Below are 18,418 nucleotides of genomic sequence, written 5' to 3'. Positions count from 1 at the left end.
TGTTTATCCAAAGGTTTCAGAACAGCCCCAGCTGCCCGTTCACCAACCGTTCGAACTCACCGCCGACGAACGGCAGGATGGCATCGGCCACCGGTTTCAGTTGGCGGCTGATGTAATGCTCGTAGTCCACCGGCGACAGCAGACGCTCCAGCGGTTGCGGCCCACCTGTGGTGATCAGATAGCTGATCCAGCCGCCGCGCTGATATTGCAAGGGCCGCCCCAAGCTCTGATTGTGCTCGTCGGCCAGGCGCGCGGCGCGTACGTGTGGCGGCACGTTGCGCAGGTAATCGTCGAGGCGTCGGCGCAAGCGCTTGCGATAGACCAGCAGCTCATCCAGCTCACCGGCCAGGGTGCGCTTGACGTAGTCGCGCACGTAGTCCTCATAGGGCTGGCCGGCGAACACCAGGCGATACAGCTCCTGCTGGAAGCGCTGGGCCAGCGGCGACCAGTCGGTGCGCACCGTTTCCAGGCCCTTGAACACCATGCGTTCGCTGCCGTCGGCGGCGAGCACCAGGCCGGCGTAGCGCTTCTTGCTGCCCTCCTCGGTGCCGCGAATGGTGGGCATGAGAAAACGCCGGTAATGGGTCTCGAACTGCAGCTCCAGGGCGCTGGTCAGGCCGTACTCACTCTGCAGATGCTCGCGCCACCAGGCGTTCACGCGCGCCACCAGCGCACGGCCGATGCGCGCTGCCTCGTCCTCGTCGTGGGCACGGCCGAGCCAGACGAAGGTGGAGTCGGTGTCACCGTAGATCACCGCATGCCCCTCGGCTTCGATCAGCTCGCGCGTGCGCTTCATGATCTGGTGCCCGCGCAGGGTGATCGACGAGGCCAGGCGCGGGTCGAAGAAGCGGCAGCCGCTGGAGCCGAGCACGCCGTAGAAGGCGTTCATGATGATCTTCAGTGCCTGCGACAAGGCCGCGTTGCCGTCGCGCTTGGCCGCCTCACGGCCCTGCCAGACGCGTTCGACGATGGCTGGCAGGCAATGCCGGGTGCGCGAGAAACGCGCGCCGCGAAAGCCTTCCACCGAGTGTTCATCATCCGGCTGGTGCAAGCCTTCGACCAGCCCCAGCGGATCGATCAGAAAGCTGCGGATGATCGACGGATACAGGCTTTTGTAGTCCAGCACCAGCACCGAATCGTAGAGGCCGGGGCGCGAATCCATGACGAAGCCGCCAGGGCTGTTCTCGCCGCGAATGTCGCCAAGATTAGGCGCGACGTAGCCCAGGCGGTGCATCGGCGGCAGGTACAGGTGGGTGAAGGCCGCGACCGAACCGCCGCTACGGTCAGCCGCCAGGCCGGTAACACTGGAACGTTCGAGGAGGAAAGCGAGTAGATCGGTGTGGGCGAAAATCCGCGTGACCAACTCGCAGTCCTTGAGGTTGTAGCGCGCCAACGCGGGCTTGTCCTCATCGAACATGCGCTGGATCTCGTCCATGCGCGCATAGGGCGTGTCGATGGCCTTGCCTTCACCGAGCAGCGTCTGCGCCACCGATTCCAGGCTGAACGAAGGGAAACTCCAGGTGGCCGAACGCAGCGCCTCGATGCCGTCGATGATCAGCCGACCGGCCGCCTCGGCGAAGTAGTGCTGGCTGCTGTTGTGCTGGCGCCAGCCCATCACGTCGCCGCCACGCCCCAGCAGCAGCGGCACCTTGAGTTGCTCGGCGTGATCGCGCAGCACGCGCAGGTCGAACTGCACCAGGTTCCAGCCGATGATGGCGTCCGGATCGTGCCGCTGCAGCCATTCATTCAGGCGTTCGAGCAGCACCTTGCGGCTGTCGCAGTACTCCAGGTCGAAGTCGACGCTGCTGGCGTCGCCATTGGCCGGACCGAGCATGTACACCTGGCGCTGACCGCAGCCTTCCAGGGCAATGGAATACAGCTCGCCACGGGCACTGGTCTCGATATCCAGCGATACCAGGCGCAGCGCCGGGCGGTAATCGGCGGCGGGCTTGAGCGACTTGCACAGCAGGCTGCCGTCCTGTTGCTCGATACCGTCGAAGAGCACGCTGGCGGTGATAAAGCGCTCCATCAGGTAGCGATCTGGCGGGCGGATATCGGCCTCGTACACATCGACACCGACCTGACGCAGCTTCTTCTCCAACTGCAGCAACTGGCGGTACTGGCGGCAATACAGGCCCAGCACCGGGCGGCGCTTGAAGTCGCACAAGGCCAACTCGCGCAGCTCGACGCCCTTCTCATTACGCAGCAACGGCTCGGCCCAGGCACGCTGCTCGGCCGGGATGAACGCCACCACGTCCTGGCACGGCAGGCGCACCTGGCGCGGGCCTGCATCGGTCGCCAGCCAGAAGGCCACTTCGGTGCCCTCCGGCGTGTCGCGCCAATGGCGGCTGAGCACGAAGCCTTGCTGGGGTTGCGTCATCATCGTTTCAGGCAAGCACGACCGGCCCCCTCTCCCGCTTGCGGGAGAGGGGAGAAAACAGCCTCTGCAGTTGCCCATTACCTCGAACCAAACTGGCCGAGCATTCTACGCCAGCGGTTACAATGGCGCCTTTTCCGCGGAACAACGCGATGAGTGACACACCTCCCTACGGCACCGGCGATGCGTCCTACCAGGCTGCCGGTGGCATCGACGGCCTGCGCCGTCTGGTCGACGACTTCTACCGGCTGATGGACGAACGCCCCGAGGCCACCGCCCTGCGCGCCCTGCACCCAGCCAACCTGAGCGCCTCGCGCGACAAGCTGGCGTGCTTCCTGAGCGGCTGGCTGGGCGGGCCGCGTCTATTCGCCGAGAAATACGGCAGCATCAGCATTCCGGCCTTTCATGCACAGTGGCCAATTGACCAGGCACTGGCCGAAAGCTGGTTGAGCTGCATGGCCGGCGCCATCGCCCTGCAGAACTATGACCCGGCGTTCGCCGACTACCTGCTGGTTCAACTGCGCGTGCCCGCCGAACGCTCCGTGCAAGCCAGCCAAAACCGTCACCGCAAGGAAACCTGACATGACTGACCAACTGATCATCGAAGACCTGCAAATCGGCGACGGCAAGGCCGTGGTCAAGGGCGCCCTGATCACCACCCAATATCGCGGCTGGCTGGCCGATGGCAGCGAGTTCGACTCGTCCTACTCGCGCGGCAAACCCTTCCAGTGCGTGATCGGCACTGGCCGGGTAATCAAGGGCTGGGATCAGGGCTTGATGGGCATGCAGGTGGGCGGTAAACGCAAGCTGCAGGTGCCGGCGCACCTGGGTTATGGCGAGCGCAGCATGGGTGCGATTCCACCCAACTCCGACCTGACCTTCGAAATCGAGCTGCTGGAAGTGCTGACCCGCGATGACTGATACCGCCCTCGCCCTACTGCGCGAACACCTGCTGCTGGCACTGGACAACCACCCCGGCAGCGAGACCCGTCGCCTGTTCCATGGCCGTGGTCGCTGCTGGCCGGGGCTGGAGCAGATCACCGTCGACTGGTTGTCCGGCATCGTGCTGGTGATGCTGTTCCGCGAACCGTCGCCGGCGCTGCGACCGCTGCTTATGGAGTTGCTGGAAACGCCGCAATGGCAGGCCAGCGGCGCACGCGGCCTGTTGCTGCAACACCGCTACGTGCTGGGCAGCGAGAGTGAATGGCTGGCCGGCGAGCCGCAGGCGCAATGGCCGATCATCGAGGACGGCCTGCACTACCTGCTCGACCTGGGCAGCAAGCAGAACAGCGGGCTGTTCCTCGATATGCGCCTGGGCCGCCAGTGGGTGCGCGAGCAGGCCGCCGGCAAGCGCGTGCTCAACCTGTTCGCCTACACCTGCGGCTTCTCCGTCGCCGCCATCGCCGGTGGCGCCGCGCATGTGGTCAATCTGGATATGGCCCGCGCGGCCCTGTCGCGCGGGCGTGACAACCATCGCCTGAACGGGCATGACCTCTCCCGGGTGGAATTTCTCGGCCACGAGCTGTTCAAGTCCTGGGGCAAGGTGCGCAAGAGCGGGCCATACGATCTGGTGATCATCGACCCGCCGAGCTTCCAGAAAGGCAGCTTCGCCCTCATCCAGGATTACGCCAAGATTCTCCGGCGCCTGCCTGAGCTGCTGACCGAGCACGGCACGGTGCTGGCCTGCGTCAACGACCCGGACATCGGCCCGGACTTTCTCATCGACGGCATGGCCGCCGAAGCGCCGCAACTGCGCTTCATCGGGCGCCTGGACAACCCACCGGAGTTTCCCGACATCTCCCCCGAGAGCGGCCTGAAAGCGTTGGTGTTCCGACTGTAGCCAGGATGAAATCCGGGAATGGCTGGCCCCGGATTGCATCCGGACTACGGGCAGATGCCTGGCTCGTCGTAGGGTGCGCCGTGCGCACCGCCAGCCAACGCTGACAGACCCGGTGCGCGCAGCGCACCCTACCGAATGCCCAGGCGCCTGGCCAAGCGGCTGAGGTTGGCGCGATCCACCCCCAGCTCGCGCGCCGCATCGGCCCATTTGCCCTGATGGCGCGCCAGGCACTGCTCGATCAACTGGCGCTGAAAGGCATCCACCGCTGTGCGCAGCTCGACGCCTTCCGGCACCGGCTCAGCGCTCGTCAACACGACCTCGACGGCTGCGTGCAGCTTACTGCTCGGTAGATCCACATCCTGCACATCGAGGCTGAGAATGCGCGGGCGCTCGCCATGGCGCGCCAGCGCCTTGATCGCCGCGCGGCCGATCAGGTGCTCCAGCTCGCGCACGTTGCCCGGCCAATCATGACCGAGCAGCGCCTTCTGCGCCTCGGCACTCAGGCGCAGGCTGCGCAGCCCGAGCCGGGCGCGGTTCTCTTCGAGAAAGTAACCGGCCAGCAGCAGCACATCGCGGCCGCGTTCACGCAATGGCGGCACTGGTAGCGGGTAGACGCTCAGGCGGTGATAGAGATCGGCGCGAAAACGGCCGGCACGCACTTCCGCTGCCAGGTCGCGGTTGGTGGCGGCGATCACCCGCACGTCGACGCGGTGCTCACGATCCGAACCGACACGCTGCAACTGACCACTCTGCAGCACGCGCAACAGCTTGGCCTGGATCGCCAGCGGCAGCTCGCCCACTTCATCGAGGAACAGGCTGCCGCCATCGGCCAACTCGAACTTGCCGCTGCGCTCGCTCATTGCCCCGGAGAAGGCGCCGCGCACATGACCGAACAGTTCGCTCTCCACCAGCGCATCGGGCAATGCCGCGCAGTTGATGCTGACCAGCGGCCGCTGCGCCCGTGGCGAGGCGGCGTGGATGGCTTCGGCCACCAGCTCCTTGCCGACGCCGGTTTCACCGGTGATCAAAACGGTCAGCGGGCTGTCGCCGACCAGGCGAATTTCGCCCTGCAGCTTGCGCAGCGCCGCGCTCTGCCCTACCAGCTCGCGCGGTTGCTGACGCGCCTGCTTGTACAGCTCGGTGAGCTGGCGCTCGGCCTCGACCCGCTGCGCCAGGCCGCTGATACGCTCGCTGACCTTGACCGTGGCCGCCGCCAGGCTGGCGAAGGCCTCGAGGCTGTCCAGATCGAGCCGGCCGAAACTGGTCGGATCAAGCGAATCCAGGGTCAGCAGGCCCCAGAGCTGTTCGTCCAGATAGAGCGGGCAGCCCAGGCAATCATGCACTTCCAGATGGCCATGCAGCCCCTCGACTAGCCCGTCGTAGGGGTCAGGCAGGCCACAATCGGCGGCGAAACGCGTAGGCCCGGCGTGCTCCAGCAACGCAGCCAGGCGCGGATGCTCGCTGACCTTGAAACGTCGTCCCAGGGTATCGGGGCTTAGCCCCTCGACCGCCAAGGGCACCAGAATTTCGCCGTCGAGCCGCAGTAGCGCCACGGCATCGCAAGGGAACAACTGGCGCAAGGCCGCGAGCAGGCGGCGATAACGCTCGCCATCGTCCAGCTCGCGAGACAGATCGGCGACCAGGGGAATAAGAGTTTCCAGCAGAGGATTAGCGGTCATTTCGACTACTCAAAGTCTTTATGACTCACGCGCAAGGCGAGTCATTAATACAACAAAACAAGTAAGCCACTGATATTTAAGGATTATTTAATTGGCACGCTTACTGATAGGTATCTATCGCTAACGCTAGCACGCCACAACTGGCCAGACGAGCCACACCGGCTAATGCCAGTCAGTTAAACGTCGCCGCTGCGAATACGTAGGAGCGGCGCCCCGCCGCGAACCAGGGCGATGCGCAATTGAAAAGCTTCGCCCCGAGGCGGGGCTCCTACGAAAGGCCGCTTTGGCAATCTTATCTGATCGGCATTAGCCACACCGGCGCCTTTATTTGCCTTGCGGAGATACCCCCATGCTGACCAATGCTCAACGTGACCTGATCAAAGCCACCGTGCCTCTGCTGGAAAGCGGCGGCGAAGCGCTGACCACGCATTTCTACCGAATGATGCTCAGCGAACACCCCGAGGTACGTCCGCTGTTCAACCAGGCACACCAGGCCAGCGGCGACCAGCCGCGCGCACTGGCGAACGGCGTACTGATGTACGCCCGGCATATCGACCGCCTCGAAGCACTCGGCCCGCTGGTGGCGCAGATCGTCAACAAGCATGTGTCGCTGCAGATTCTCCCCGAGCACTACCCCATTGTCGGCGACTGCCTGTTGCGTGCGATCCGCGAGGTACTGGGCGCCGAGATCGCCACCGACGCGGTGATCGATGCCTGGGCGGCAGCCTATCAACAACTGGCCGATATTTTGATCGGCGCAGAAGAAAGCCTGTACGCGCAGAATGCCGCAGCGTCTGGCGGCTGGCGTGGCGCGCGGGCCTTCCGCGTAGCACGCAAGGTCGTCGAAAGCGCCGAGATCGTTTCCTTCTACCTGCAGCCTGTCGATGGCGGCGCCCTGCTCGACCATCAGCCCGGCCAGTACATCGGTATGCGCCTGCAGCTGAACGGCGAAGAGGTACGCCGCAACTACTCGCTGTCGGCCCTGGCTAACGGCCGTGAGTACCGCATCAGCGTCAAGCGCGAGCCAGGCGGCCGTGTGTCCAACCATCTGCATGACAAGGTTCAGGTTGGCGATGTGCTGGAGCTGTTCCCGCCCGCAGGCGAGTTCACCCTGAGCGCGTCGAACAAGCCGCTGGCCCTGATCAGCGCCGGTGTCGGCATTACCCCGGCGCTGACCATGCTCGATGCTGCGCGGCATTCGGGCCGGCCGATCCACTTCATCCACTGCGCACGCAATGCCGAGGTGCACGCCTTCCGCGACTGGGTCGATGCGCATGCCGCCGAGCATCCGCAGATTCGCCATTACGTGTGCTACAGCGAGCCGCGTGCGGGGGATGCGGCCGACGCCGAGGGTTTTCTCAGCCGCGAACTGCTGGAGCAGTGGCTGCCGGCCGAGCGCGATCTGGACGCCTACTTCCTCGGCCCGAAACCCTTCATGGCCCAGGTCAGGCGCCACCTGCAGGCACTGGGCGTACCTGCCGAGCAGAGCCGCTACGAGTTCTTCGGCCCGGCCTCGGCTCTGGATAGCTGCACGATGAGGAGGTGAAGCATGTACCCACTGAATCTTCCACCGCTGCAGATCCTGCACCTGTCCAGCCAATTGCTCTGGGTCGGCCTGATCCTGCTGCTGGTGGGGCTGGTGGCAGCCTATGGCCTGGAGAAGCAGCTGAACGTGCCGACGCTGGTGCTGGCGCACAGCCTGACACTGCTCGGTCCCAGCATCTTGAAGATCGGCTATGTGCTGCGCCTGGTCGCGCAGCAACGCCTGAAAGACGAGGCATACGTACATGCAGTTGCTTGATCGCAAGCGGGCCCTGGCCATCACGCCACTGTGGCGCCTGGGCTTTCGTCCGTTCTTCCTTGCTGGCGCACTGTTCGGCCTGCTCGCCGTCGCCTTCTGGGCGGCGGCGCTGCACGGTCTGATCAACCCTGCGGTGCCGGGAGGCATGCTGGCCTGGCATCGCCACGAAATGCCCTTTGGTTTCGGCCTGGCGATCATCGCCGGCTTCCTGCTGACTGCCGTGCAGACCTGGACCGGGAGTCCGGGTCTCAGCGGCCGCCCCCTGATTGCGCTGTTCGGGCTGTGGTTGGCCGCGCGCCTGGCGTGGTTCTTCCCCGTGCCGCTGGCAATGCTGATCGCACTGCAACTGGTGTTTATCGGCCTGTTCATTGCGCAGATGGCGCGCCAGCTGATCACCGCCCGGCAACGCAACAACTACCCGATCCTGCTGGTGCTGAGCCTGCTCGCGCTGTGCCAGTCCCTCACGCTCGCCGGCCTGGTGCAGGGCGATGATGGCCTGCAACGCCGTGGCGCACTGGCCGCACTTTGGCTGATCGCCGTGATGCTGAGCCTGATCGGCGGTCGGGTGATTCCCTTCTTCACCCAGCGCGGCCTGGGTCGGGTCGAAGCCTTCGCCGCCCATCCCTGGCTGGATCGCTTGCTGCTGGTCTGCGGCGTGCTGGTCGCCGCACTGTTCGCCAGCGGGCATAACCTGCTGGCCAGTCCCTGGCTGGCTGCCCCCTTCATCGTGCTGAGCGCGCTGCACGGCCTGCGCCTGTGGCGCTGGCACCTGCGCGGCATCTGGCGCGTGCCGCTGCTGTGGTCGCTGCACCTGGCCTACGCCTGGCTTTTGCTGGCCACACTCGGCATGGCTGCGTGGCACCTGGGTTGGCTGACGCAACCCAGCCTGGCCAACCACGCGCTGGCGGTGGGTGCGATGGGCGGGCTGATCCTGGCGATGATGGCGCGGGTCAGCCTCGGTCATACCGGCCGCGCATTGCAACCGCCGAAGGCAATGGCCTGGGCCTTCGGTCTGCTCAATCTGGGCGCGCTGATTCGGGTCACATGCGGTGGCGGGTGGCTATGGTTGGCAGCGCTTTGCTGGGGCGTAGCCTTCGCCCTGTTCGCCTGGTATTACGCGCCGATGCTGTGTCGGGCGCGGGTGGATGGGCATCCTGGGTGATAAGCGCTGGCGGAAATGTCGGTGCGCACGGCGCCCCCTACGGGCGGAGGGACTAGCGCGTTCGCGTAGGGTGCGCCGTGCGCACCGAATCAGACGCAGGTGTTGGCGCGTAGGGTAGATGTCGCTTCTTCACATCCACCAGGGAGATGGATCGACAACGCGCCATCCACCCTATGCAGGCGGCCTCAATCGACTAGCGTGCAGGCCATCACCAGCGCATCTTCACGCCCGCCGACTGCCGGGTAGTAATCGCGGCGGCGCCCCACCTCGTTGAAGCCGAAGCGCTCGTACAGGCGGTAGGCGCTCTGGTTGCTGGCGCGCACTTCCAGGAAACACTCGCGCCCGCCCAGCTCGTAAGCCTCTTTCATCAGGTGCTCGAGCAGGCGCAAGCCAAGACCACGGCCCTGGCTTTCCGGCTTGATGGTGATATTGAGCAGATGCGCTTCGTCGAGGATCAGGTTGATCACACCATGACCGACCTGCTGGTTGCCCTCGAACATCAGCCAGCAGTTATAGGACTTGAGGCTGTCGGTGAAGATGCCGCGCGTCCAGGGATGACTGAAGGCGGCGTATTCGATCTTCAGCACGGCATCGAGGTCCGCCTCGGTCATCGGGCGGAAGGAAATCGCATCGCTCATCGGGCGTAACTCGGGCTCAAAGACGGGTTCTCAGGATTGGGCAGGGATTGACCAACGCTGGCGAACGCGCCGCATGGCCTGCCACAGCTCACGCTTGCGCGTCGGCTCTTCCATCAGCAGCTCCAGGCCCGGCAAGGCCCAGCAGGCGCCAAGGCCTTCGATCTGCAGCTCGCGGTTGTAGCTGTGCTCGTCACCCTCGCCGGCAAAGCGAATGGCCGGCAGGCCAACCAGCCACAGGCAGACGCTGGGCTGCTCCTCCAGACGCGCAGCGACGAAGCTCTGCACGAATTCCAGCGCCGCTTGCGGGCCCTGATCCATGTTGCCGCGCACCAGCAGCGGCCAGCGCACCGGCTCGCCGAGCAACTGCGGGCTGTCCGGCAGACCGGCGGCGCGCAGCAGATCCTTGAGCAGAATGTAGGCCGGATCGCGACTCTGGAACGGCTGGCCGGTGGGCAGTTCCACCAACAGGGCGCAATCGCCAGCCCGCAGCAACTGCAAGGCAAAACGCGGCGGAGGCGCACTGACCCGGGCCGGTTTTTCCTCGACAGGTTCCGCCTCGGCCACCGGCTCGACAGCTGCCTGGCGCGGCTGGGCGCCCGGGCGTGGAATTTCGATCTTCGGCCGCTCGACCGGGCTCTCGCGTACCGGCTCGGCCACCGCGGCTACCGGTTCGCTCACGATAGCCAGCGGCACTTCAACAGGCGGCGGCGCCAGCAACTCGGCACGCGATGGCGCGGCAAAGGGCAGCTCGGTACGCGGCAGCCAGGTGGCTACCTGCATGGCATCGAGGTAGGCGCGACGGCGCTGTTCGGGAATCACAGGCGCTCCAGAGAGAGGATTTTCAACAGGGGCGGATTGTCGCGTGAAATGACCGGAGCGGGAAGCGTTGCAGGGAGATTGCGGGCAAACAAAGCGCCCAGAAACAAAAAACCCCGCTGCTCGCGCAGCGGGGCTTTCGGAGGCCACCTGAGATTACTGATCCCAGGGACGGTCGCCGTGCTCGTCCTTGATGCGGGTGGGCAGGCCCATCACATCGAGGAGCTTGAGGAACGGCTCGGCCGGCAGCTCCTCGACGTTGACCATGCGCTTGGCATCCCACTCGCCACGCGCCACCAGCAGCGCCGCGGCGACCGGCGGCACGCCGGCGGTGTAGGAGATGCCCTGGCTGTCGGTCTCGGCGAAGGCTTCTTCGTGGTCGGCGACGTTGTAGATGAACAGCTCGCGCGGCTGGCCATCCTTGGTGCCCTTGACCAGGTCGCCGATGCAGGTCTTGCCGGTGTAGCCCGGCGCCAGCGAGGCGGGATCCGGCAGCACGGCCTTGACCACTTTCAGCGGTACCACTTCGAGACCTTCAGCGGTCTTGACCGGCTGCTCGGAGAGCAGGCCGAGGTTCTTCAGCACGGTGAACACGTTGATGTAGTGGTCGCCGAAGCTCATCCAGAAGCGGACGTTCGGTACGTCGAGGTGCTTGGACAGCGAGTGCACCTCGTCATGGCCGGTCAGGTACAGGTTCTGTTCGCCCACCACCGGCAGATCGTCGGTGCGTTTGACTTCGAACATGCGGTTGCTCACCCACTGGCTGTTCTGCCAGCTGTAGACCGTGCCGGTGAATTCGCGGAAATTGATTTCCGGGTCGAAATTGGTGGCGAAGTACTTGCCGTGCGAACCGGCGTTGACGTCGAGGATGTCGATCGACTCGATCTTGTCGAAGTACTGTTGTTGCGCCAGAGCGGCATAGGAGTTGACCACGCCCGGGTCGAAACCCACGCCGAGGATGGCGGTCACGCCCTTTTCCTGGCATTCGGCCAGGTGCTTCCACTCGTAGTTGCCATACCACGGCGGGGTTTCGCAGATCTTGCTCGGATCTTCGTGGATGGCGGTGTCCAGATAGGCGACGCCGGTGTCGATGCAGGCGCGCAGCACGGACATGTTGAGAAATGCCGAACCGACGTTGATGACGATCTGCGATTCGGTCTCGCGGATCAGAGCCTTGGTCGCTTCCACGTCCAGGGCGTTCAGCGCATAGGCCTTGATCTCGCCGGGCTGCTTGAGGCCGCCCTTGGCCTGCACGCTGTCGATGATGGCCTGGCATTTGGAGATGTTGCGCGACGCAATTGCAATGCGACCTAACTCGTCATTGTGTTGCGCGCACTTATGGGCCACCACCTTGGCAACACCTCCTGCACCAATGATCAGAACATTCTTCTTCAATTGTTTCACCTCCAGAGAACTGCGTTTGTTGAAAGCATGTGCTGAGGTGGGCCGAAGCGGAACGCCGCCCGGCCCACCCTACACCGAGTCTTGAGCCGTAGGGTGGGCTTCAGCCCACCGCAGCAATGTCAGGACAGGCTGGACAGGTAGTCGTCGAACTCGAACTGGCGAACCACTTCGATGCTACCGTCGAGTTGTTTCACCACGATGGACGGCATCTTCAGGCCGTTGAACCAGTTCTTCTTGACCATGGTGTAGCCGGCCGCGTCGATGAACGACAGACGGTCACCGATCTTCAGCGGCTTGTCGAACTGGTACTCGCCGAAGATATCGCCGGCCAGGCAGCTCTTGCCGCACACCATGTAGCTGTGTTCGCCGTCGTTCGGCGCCATCTTGGCGTTGAGGCGATAGATCAGGAGGTCGAGCATGTGCGCTTCGATGGAGCTGTCGACCACCGCCAGGTTCTTGCCGTTGTACAGGGTGTCGAGCACGGTCACTTCCAGCGAGGCGCTGAGGGTGATCGCCGCTTCGCCCGGCTCCAGGTACACCTGCACGCCGTATTTTTCCGAGAAGGCTTTCAGGCGCGCGCAGAAGGCATCGAGCGGATAGCCCTCGCCGGTGAAATGGATGCCACCGCCGAGGCTGACCCACTCGACCTGGGCGATCAGGTGGCCGAAGCGCTCCTCGATGGTGCTCAGCATCTTGTCGAACAGCTCGAAGCTGCCGTTCTCGCAGTTGTTGTGGAACATGAAGCCGGAAATCTGCCCCATGACCTTGGCGATCTTTTCCGGGTCCCACTCGCCGAGGCGGCTGAACGGACGCGCCGGGTCGGCCAGCAGGTAGTCGGAGCTGCTCACCTGCGGGTTGACGCGCAGGCCGCGGATGGTGCCTTCGGTCCGCTCGGCGAAGCGTTCGAGCTGGCCGATGGAGTTGAAGATGATCTTGTCGCAGTTGGCGACCATCTCTTCGATCTCGTCGTCGGCCCAGGCCACGCTGTAGGCGTGGGTTTCGCCGGCGAACTTCTGCCGGCCGAGCTTCAACTCATAGAGGGACGATGAGGTCGTGCCGTCCATATATTGCTGCATCAGGTCGAACACCGACCAGGTGGCGAAGCATTTCAGCGCCAGCAGCGCCTTGGCGCCCGAGTTCTCGCGCACATAGGCGATCTTCTCCAGGTTGACCAGGAGCTTCTGTTTGTCGATGAGGTAGTACGGCGTCTGGATCATCTCGTCGCTCCAGCAAGGTCGGCCAAGGGGTGCCTTGTGGCCCCCGGAAAAAAGTGGACGCGAATTGTGCCGATAACCGATGAATATCGAAAGGGCATTGGAGATTTTTTGTACAACCGGCGATGACCATTATTCGGCCTGCCTGGGCTGACAGGCTATGAAAGCCTGGTTACAGCCCGATGACGTCACGTCGCGATAAGCTTGTCCCCGGCATCGCTGCTCCATGCCTCTGATCGATTGGGACTCAAAACAGGCATCGCGCTTGCAGTACAATCCTCCCCTTTTCACTTGCCTGGACCCGGCGCCTCGATGATCGATCCCAAGCGCGTTTTGCGCGCCCTCGCCGAACACTGGACGTTGCTCGAACCGCTCTGCGAGCGTTTCGACGCCGGCACCCTGAGCCTGGTGGAGCTGCGCAACCAGCTCGCCACCCAGTTGCCCGACACCACGCCCAGCGACACCACTGCCCTGCTCGACACCTGGATTCGTCTGGACATCCTGGTGCCGGTGGCCAAGAGCCCGAACCGCTTCGAGCTCAACGCGCAAATCCATGATTTTCTCGCCTACCTGCGCCGCGAGCACCGCCTCGGCCTGTGCCTGGAAATCGAAGCCTACCTGCGCCACCTGGAGCGCCTGGCCGGCTATATCCAGGACGCCTTCGAGGTGCGTGATGCCAACGACCTCGCGCGTCAGTTGCGTCTGCTCGATATGCGCGTGCGCGACGTGCTGAAGAAGCTGGCCAACGACGAACAGGCGCTGGTCAGCGTGGCCGATCGGGCCAAGACCAGCGACCGGCAGATTCCCCTGCGCCAACGCTATGCCGAAGTGCTGGCCACCTGGGACGAATACGTCGAGCCGATGATTCAACTGGTCGCCGCCGACGGCGCTTTCGAGCAGGGCGTGCGCCGCGTCGAACAGGTGCTGCTGCGCCTGCTCGGCGACCAGCAGCGCCTCGGCCAACTGGTCGACGATGACCTGCTGCTACGTACCCACGCGCGCATCCTGGAAATGCAGACCACCGCCCAGCTCACCCTGCGCAAGGCCCGCGAACTGCTCCTGCCGCTGCGCGAGGAAGCCCGTCGGCACAACGCCGTGACCCGTGGCGCGGCGCTGGCACTGTCGGTGATCCGCAAGAAAGGCATCGACGCCGTGCCACAGGCAGCCATGCCGCTGTTCACCCGGCCACAGAGCAACTTCCTCGGTTCGGCCAGCCAAGTCGAGGCCTACGTCTACGCCCTGGCCCGCTTCGAAGCCAAGCCGGCGCATTTCCCCAAGGCCAGCAGCAGCCGCAAGGGCGGCGCGCCCAAGGCGCCGAAAACCGCGCGAGAAATGATCGAGCGCTGCGAACAGGCCCTGCCACTGCCGGACCTGATGACCTGGCTGCTGGAGCAGGAACCGGAAGGCGCCACCGACGAGTTGCTCTACTGGTTCTCGCGCCTGTCGCGTGAAGGCCGCTTCCAGCGCGACCGCCTGGAACGTCAGACCTACCTGACCCGCGAGCACGAAATCAGCATCAGCTCCTATGCGTTGGTGGGCCGCCCCAGTGCCTGATTTTTACCTAGGGTGGACCAGGGCGCGCAGCCAACGCCTTCTTTGCTCCACCTTGTTGATTGCCTTGATCGAGCCTGTAGGAGCGAGCTCTGCTCGCGAACGACTACGGGACGCTTCGCGAGCAGAGCTCGCTCCCACATTCGTCAGATGACTTGCGTATGAACATCGATCTGAAAGAAATGACCCAGCTCGCGGCCGCCTTCCGCGACCTGTTCAAGGGCTACCACATCTCGCGCAGCGAGCCGGAGTGCTACGCCCAGCTGTCGAGCATGCAGGATCAATATCGCTCGCTGTTCCGCGCCCTCGGTTTCGAGCTGGTCTGCGACCCGCGCGGCTTCTACTACTTCGTACCCGAGCAGGTGGCGCCGCAGGTGAACAAAACCGCCCAGCGTCTGGCGCTGTTCACCTTCATTCTGGTCGAGCACCTGGCTGACCAGGGCCGCGATCCGCTCTCCGTACTCGACGGCGGCAGCATCGGCCGTGACGAGTTGCCGGCGCTGCTGGAAAAGTACCGCGACCTGTTCCTGCAGGCCGAAGTCACCACCTTCGAGGAGCTGGAAGACAAGATCATCCGTCGTCTCATCCAGCTCGGCTTCGCCGAGGACAGCAACGGTGTGTACCGTTTCCTGCCGCCGATGCATCGTTTCCTCGACGTCTGCCTGTCGGTGCAGCACGACCGCGACCTGGCCGCCAGCCTGCACAGCAGTGACCTGCCGCTGCCGGCTCCGGTGCTGCTGGACGATGATGGCGACGCCGATCCGACTGAAGCCGTGGGCGTCGAAGAATCCGAGGAAGACGCCCTGGCCCGCGCCATGGCCGAAGAACGCGCCGCACAGGAGATGGACGCATGAGCCAGGAACGCTACGGCATCCGCCGCTTCGCCCTGCTGAATACCGCCGGCTACAGCCTCGGCCTGTTCCCGCTGGAAAACCCGCTGTCGGTCTACGGCGCCAACAACCTGGGTAAATCCGCCTCGATCAACGCCCTGCAGTTCCCCATCCTGGCGCGCATGTCGGACATGAGCTTCGGCAAGTACAGCCTGGAAGCCTCGCGCAAGTTCTACTTCGCATCAGACACCAGCTACATCCTCGTCGAAGTCGCCCTGCCCCACGGCCCGCACGTGATCGGCGTAGCCGGTCGCGGCCCGGGCGGCGGCTTCGGCCACCAGTTCTTCGCCTACGCTGGCGAGCTGGATCTGGAGCACTATCAGCAGAACGGCACCTGCCTGCGTCAGCGTGAGCTGTTCAAGAACCTCGGCCAGGCCGGCATCACCGCCTACGAACTGAAGCCCGACGAACTGCGTCGCCTGCTGGTCGGCGGTCACACCAGCATTCCACTGGATCTGACCCTGATCCCGCTGCGCTCGACCAGCGAGCAGAGCCTGAAGACCTTCCGCGCCCTGTTCATCAACCTGCTGCACATGCGCGAGATCACCGCCGCCAAGCTCAAGCAGCTGTTCCTCGATGCCTTCGAGCACAGCCTGCGCTCCGGCAGCGTCGACTATATCGCCGCCACCGAGGAAGCCTTCCGCGACGTACGCCGTATGGAGCAGGACTACCAGGCGCTGGTCACCGCCGGCCCGTTGATCGAAGCGCTGGCCTCGGGCGTGGCCCAGCGCGAAGTGCTGCGCGGCAAGCTGCACCGCCTCTCGCCGCTGCTCGACAACCTGCTGGGTACCTGGCACGACTATGCCGATGCGCGCAAGGAAGAGCTGGTGATCCAGGCCGAGCATTACCGCAGCGAGCAGGACGGCCTGCAGAACGAGCAGCGTGGCGGCACCAGTGAGCTGATGCGCCTGGAGCGCGAGATCAGCGAGATCCAGCGCTGGCTCGGCGAGCTTGCGGTGCTGAAAAACCGCTTCGCCCTGGTGGACAACGCCAAGGTGCTGGAAGAGCAACTGCTCGCGGCCAAGGACGCCCACGATGAGCTGGCCGGCGCCCTGGCGCAGTCGCGGCAGTTCTCCAGCGAAGACCTGGATGAGCGCCTGCGCGACCTGGAAAAACGTCTCAAGTCGGTCAAGCAGCAACTCGATCACGCCGACAACAACAGCTACTCGCGCCTGCGCGAGGAATTCAGCCAGGCCGATGTCGATCGCCTGATGCGCCTGTTCAACGGCCAGCTGTTCAGCCTGCCACTGGGCGAGAAGGGCATCCAGGCCGACGGTGACGACTGGGTCAAGGCGGTCGAAGCAGTGCTGGATCGCTTCAAGGGCGACACCTTCGCCGTGCCGGGCCTGTCCATCGACCTCAGCCATATCGAACCACCCGCCCTGCAGGCCCTGGCCGACCGCGCTGCCCTGCGCGACCAAAAGGATCGCCTGGAGCGCGAGCTCAAGCAGCTCAAGACCCAGCAGTCGGTGGCCGCCGACCGCGCCGCCAGCAAGGCCCAGGCTGAGACGCTGTACCAGGCCGTGCTGGACGCGCAGAAGGCCCTGGAAGACTTCCGCAAGAGCCAGACCCTGGCCGCCGAGGAACCGCAGAAGCTGGAGCGCCTGGCCGAGCTGGAAGGCGCCCAGGACGAACTCAAGCGTGCCAGCGATGCCTTCGCCGAGCGCGTGCAGCAGCTGTCCGCCAAGCTGCAACTGGTCGGCCGCCAACTGGCCGATCTGGAAGCCAAGGAACGCACCCTGGAAGATGCCCTGCGTCGTCGCCAGTTGCTGCCGGCCGACCTGCCATTCGGCACGCCGTTCATGGAGCCGGTGGACGACTCGCTGGACAACCTGCTGCCGCTGCTTAACGACTACCAGGACACCTGGCAGGCGCTGCAGCGTATCGACGGTCAGATCGAAGCGCTCTACGCCCAGGTACGCCTCAAGGGCGTTGCCAAGTTCGACAGCGAGGACGACGTCGAGCGCCGCCTGCAACTGCTGGTCAACGCTTACGCCCACCGCCAGGACGAAGCCCTGACCCTGGCCAAGGCGCGCCGTGCGGCAGTCACCGATATCGCCCGTACCCTGCGCAATATCCGCAGCGACTACGACAACCTGGAACACCAACTGGCGCTGTTCAACCGCGAGATCAACAAGCGCCAGGTCTCCAACCTGCAAAGCTTCCGCATCGTCCTGGCACCGAACAAGGAAGCCCTGCGCCATATCGATCAGATAATCCACAGCGCCGGCCAATATGAGGAAGGCGAAACCCTGTCGGTATTCGACCTGTCGCAATCAGCCGATCAGGATACGAAGAACGAGGAAGCCAAGGACTACCTGTCGCGCCTGGTAGCCGCCAACGGCAACCAGCTGGGTCTGAAAGATCTGTTCGAACTGGCCTTCGAGATCACCAAGGTGCATGGCCAACCGGTGATCCACACGGACATCGATGGCGCTGCTTCCAACGGCACCACCATGACCATCAAGGCGCTGACCAACATGTACCTGCTGCTGCACCTGATGGATCGCGAGCTGGCCGGGCGCGTGCGCCTGCCCTACTACCTGGACGAGGCGGCGGACATCGACGAACGCAACCAGCAGGCGCTGATCGAAACCAGCCTGCAGCTTGGCTTCGTGCCGATCCTGGCCTCGGTCAAGCCGCAGGTCTCGGCCCATGTGGCCATCGACCTGGAAGGCGGCAGCGGCCCCAACGGTATCTATATCGACGAGGCGGACTGGAAATTCATCAAGCCACGCGAGAATGCCAAGGCTCAGGCGCCTGCGCAGGAAGAAGCCACCGAGCCGGCCTGACTCGTCGCAGCTAAAGCCGCTCCTACGACCCACGCACGTGTAGGAGCGGCTGGGCGGCATTCCGCTTTAGCCGCGAGCCTTTATAGCCGCAAAATCGGGTAGGAGGCGGGGTCACCCCCGCCGTCCTCCCACACCACCGTACGTACGGTTCCGTATACGGCGGTTCCTGCCTACTGACAAACAGCATCAGCGAGCTTGGTTCCGTTGATGTGTCGCCTGCGGTAGCTAAGCGCCCAGACCGGCCCTCGGAGTTT

General features: G+C 64.4%; 15 protein-coding genes. 9 read left to right on the top strand and 6 right to left on the bottom strand.

The genetic code is table 11. The features are described 5' to 3' along the window. Positions 1 to 16 precede the first annotated feature (16 nt). Complete coding sequence (locus DBO86_RS00605) at positions 17 to 2,380, bottom strand: DNA polymerase II (RefSeq protein WP_208630303.1); 2,364 nt, start codon at positions 2,378 to 2,380, stop codon at positions 17 to 19. Between the two features lie 149 nt (positions 2,381 to 2,529). On the opposite strand from DBO86_RS00605, the gene DBO86_RS00600 reads away from it, so the two are divergent. From DBO86_RS00600 to DBO86_RS00590, 3 genes are read left to right on the top strand one after another with little or no spacing between them, the layout of a single operon-like run. Beyond that, entirely contained in the window at positions 2,530 to 2,958 is a 429-nt protein-coding gene (locus tag DBO86_RS00600; RefSeq protein ID WP_181565111.1) for a group II truncated hemoglobin, read from the top strand. Between the two features lies 1 nt (position 2,959). Next, positions 2,960 to 3,298 carry an FKBP-type peptidyl-prolyl cis-trans isomerase gene (locus DBO86_RS00595; RefSeq protein WP_099526623.1) on the top strand — a complete coding sequence of 113 codons (339 nt, stop codon included), beginning with the start codon at positions 2,960 to 2,962 and terminating at the stop codon, positions 3,296 to 3,298. Beyond that, entirely contained in the window at positions 3,291 to 4,217 is a 927-nt protein-coding gene (locus tag DBO86_RS00590) for a class I SAM-dependent methyltransferase (protein WP_108232702.1), read from the top strand. The genes DBO86_RS00595 and DBO86_RS00590 overlap by 8 nt, the downstream gene beginning before the upstream one ends. A 128-nt stretch (positions 4,218 to 4,345) precedes the next feature. Here the strand turns inward: DBO86_RS00590 and norR are convergent, their stop codons facing one another. Next, complete coding sequence (norR, locus tag DBO86_RS00585) at positions 4,346 to 5,896, bottom strand: nitric oxide reductase transcriptional regulator NorR (protein WP_108232701.1); 1,551 nt, start codon at positions 5,894 to 5,896, stop codon at positions 4,346 to 4,348. A gap of 349 nt (positions 5,897 to 6,245) precedes the next feature. Between norR and hmpA the strand changes: the two genes are divergently transcribed. From hmpA to DBO86_RS00565, 3 genes are read left to right on the top strand one after another with little or no spacing between them, the layout of a single operon-like run. Continuing rightward, entirely contained in the window at positions 6,246 to 7,442 is a 1,197-nt protein-coding gene (gene hmpA, locus DBO86_RS00575; RefSeq protein ID WP_108232700.1) for an NO-inducible flavohemoprotein, read from the top strand. 3 nt (positions 7,443 to 7,445) lie between these two features. Next, positions 7,446 to 7,697 (top strand): transmembrane sensor/regulator PpyR, encoded by a 252-nt coding sequence (locus DBO86_RS00570; RefSeq protein WP_108232699.1) that lies wholly within the window; start codon positions 7,446 to 7,448, stop codon positions 7,695 to 7,697. Beyond that, on the top strand, positions 7,684 to 8,859 hold the full coding sequence (locus DBO86_RS00565) for an NnrS family protein (RefSeq protein WP_108232698.1): 1,176 nt from the start codon (positions 7,684 to 7,686) through the stop codon (positions 8,857 to 8,859). The genes DBO86_RS00570 and DBO86_RS00565 overlap by 14 nt, the downstream gene beginning before the upstream one ends. 185 nt (positions 8,860 to 9,044) lie before the next feature. Here DBO86_RS00565 and rimI read toward each other — a convergent pair whose 3' ends face one another. From rimI to DBO86_RS00545, 4 genes are all read right to left on the bottom strand, one after another. Continuing rightward, the gene (gene rimI / locus DBO86_RS00560; protein WP_024309357.1) at positions 9,045 to 9,497 is read right to left on the bottom strand and encodes a ribosomal protein S18-alanine N-acetyltransferase; all 453 of its coding nucleotides are present in this window, start codon (positions 9,495 to 9,497) and stop codon (positions 9,045 to 9,047) included. A gap of 30 nt (positions 9,498 to 9,527) precedes the next feature. Next, entirely contained in the window at positions 9,528 to 10,316 is a 789-nt protein-coding gene (locus DBO86_RS00555) for an energy transducer TonB (protein WP_090431854.1), read from the bottom strand. Positions 10,317 to 10,469: 153 nt separating this feature from the next. Then, positions 10,470 to 11,708 (bottom strand): saccharopine dehydrogenase family protein, encoded by a 1,239-nt coding sequence (locus DBO86_RS00550; RefSeq protein WP_059392957.1) that lies wholly within the window; start codon positions 11,706 to 11,708, stop codon positions 10,470 to 10,472. A 128-nt stretch (positions 11,709 to 11,836) separates the two neighbouring features. Then, the gene (locus DBO86_RS00545; protein ID WP_108232697.1) at positions 11,837 to 12,934 is read right to left on the bottom strand and encodes a carboxynorspermidine decarboxylase; all 1,098 of its coding nucleotides are present in this window, start codon (positions 12,932 to 12,934) and stop codon (positions 11,837 to 11,839) included. Between the two features lie 309 nt (positions 12,935 to 13,243). Between DBO86_RS00545 and mksB the strand changes: the two genes are divergently transcribed. The 3 genes from mksB (at position 13,244) to mksF (ending at position 18,164) form a co-directional block, all read left to right on the top strand. Further along, complete coding sequence (gene mksB, locus DBO86_RS00540; protein ID WP_108232696.1) at positions 13,244 to 14,485, top strand: Mks condensin complex protein MksB; 1,242 nt, start codon at positions 13,244 to 13,246, stop codon at positions 14,483 to 14,485. 158 nt (positions 14,486 to 14,643) lie between these two features. Beyond that, entirely contained in the window at positions 14,644 to 15,336 is a 693-nt protein-coding gene (gene mksE, locus DBO86_RS00535) for an Mks condensin complex protein MksE (protein ID WP_108232695.1), read from the top strand. Continuing rightward, positions 15,333 to 18,164, top strand: coding sequence for an Mks condensin complex protein MksF (gene mksF, locus DBO86_RS00530; RefSeq protein ID WP_108232694.1), 2,832 nt, complete (start codon positions 15,333 to 15,335; stop codon positions 18,162 to 18,164). The genes mksE and mksF overlap by 4 nt, the downstream gene beginning before the upstream one ends. Positions 18,165 to 18,418 lie beyond the last annotated feature (254 nt).

Origin of the sequence: Ectopseudomonas oleovorans (genome assembly GCF_003052605.1) — a bacterium.
In the GTDB taxonomy this organism is placed as follows: domain Bacteria; phylum Pseudomonadota; class Gammaproteobacteria; order Pseudomonadales; family Pseudomonadaceae; genus Aquipseudomonas; species Aquipseudomonas oleovorans_A.
This window is presented reverse-complemented; position numbering and strand designations above follow the sequence as displayed.

What these genes read in the sequence shown, in the direction of transcription:
- DBO86_RS00605 (WP_208630303.1), bottom strand. Translation starts at nt 2,380, where the DNA reads ATGACGCAACCCCAGCAAGGCTTCGTGCTCAGCCGCCATTGGCGCGAC.
- DBO86_RS00600 (WP_181565111.1), top strand. Translation starts at nt 2,530, where the DNA reads ATGAGTGACACACCTCCCTACGGCACCGGCGATGCGTCCTACCAGGCT.
- DBO86_RS00595 (WP_099526623.1), top strand. Translation starts at nt 2,960, where the DNA reads ATGACTGACCAACTGATCATCGAAGACCTGCAAATCGGCGACGGCAAG.
- DBO86_RS00590 (WP_108232702.1), top strand. Translation starts at nt 3,291, where the DNA reads ATGACTGATACCGCCCTCGCCCTACTGCGCGAACACCTGCTGCTGGCA.
- norR (WP_108232701.1), bottom strand. Translation starts at nt 5,896, where the DNA reads ATGACCGCTAATCCTCTGCTGGAAACTCTTATTCCCCTGGTCGCCGAT.
- hmpA (WP_108232700.1), top strand. Translation starts at nt 6,246, where the DNA reads ATGCTGACCAATGCTCAACGTGACCTGATCAAAGCCACCGTGCCTCTG.
- DBO86_RS00570 (WP_108232699.1), top strand. Translation starts at nt 7,446, where the DNA reads ATGTACCCACTGAATCTTCCACCGCTGCAGATCCTGCACCTGTCCAGC.
- DBO86_RS00565 (WP_108232698.1), top strand. Translation starts at nt 7,684, where the DNA reads ATGCAGTTGCTTGATCGCAAGCGGGCCCTGGCCATCACGCCACTGTGG.
- rimI (WP_024309357.1), bottom strand. Translation starts at nt 9,497, where the DNA reads ATGAGCGATGCGATTTCCTTCCGCCCGATGACCGAGGCGGACCTCGAT.
- DBO86_RS00545 (WP_108232697.1), bottom strand. Translation starts at nt 12,934, where the DNA reads ATGATCCAGACGCCGTACTACCTCATCGACAAACAGAAGCTCCTGGTC.
- mksB (WP_108232696.1), top strand. Translation starts at nt 13,244, where the DNA reads ATGATCGATCCCAAGCGCGTTTTGCGCGCCCTCGCCGAACACTGGACG.
- mksE (WP_108232695.1), top strand. Translation starts at nt 14,644, where the DNA reads ATGAACATCGATCTGAAAGAAATGACCCAGCTCGCGGCCGCCTTCCGC.
- mksF (WP_108232694.1), top strand. Translation starts at nt 15,333, where the DNA reads ATGAGCCAGGAACGCTACGGCATCCGCCGCTTCGCCCTGCTGAATACC.